At 75.7% G+C, this 382-nt stretch carries 1 protein-coding gene; it reads left to right on the forward strand.

Features of this window, described 5'->3' with window-relative positions:
• Positions 1-382 (forward strand): DUF3710 domain-containing protein (locus G3I71_RS49960; RefSeq protein ID WP_164325625.1); only part of this gene is annotated, 382 nt, incomplete at both ends.

Raw genomic sequence — 382 nt, forward strand, 5'->3', positions numbered from 1 at the left:
CCCGAGATGCCGCGCGTCGACCTCGGCGCCATCCGGCTGCCGCAGGTCGACGGCATGGAGGTGCGCCTCGAGGTCGACAAGGCGACCAACGTGGTGTCCGCGGTCGCCGTGCTCCTCGACGGGTCGTCGCTGCAGCTCCAGGCGTTCGCCGCGCCCCGGACCGAGGGCATCTGGGACGAGATCCGCGAGGAGATCGCCGCCTCGATCACCCAGCAGGGCGGCACCGTCGACGACCTGCCCGGCCCGTACGGCCGCGAGCTGCTCGCGCGGCTGCCCGTGCGCACCCCCGAGGGGCGCACGGGTCACCGCCCGGCACGGTTCCTCGGCACGGACGGGCCGCGCTGGTTCCTGCGCGGTGTGCTCACCGGCCGTGCGGCCGTCG

Origin of the sequence: Streptomyces sp. SID12501 (assembly GCF_010550245.1) — a bacterium.
Taxonomy (GTDB): Bacteria; Actinomycetota; Actinomycetes; order Streptomycetales; family Streptomycetaceae; genus Streptomyces.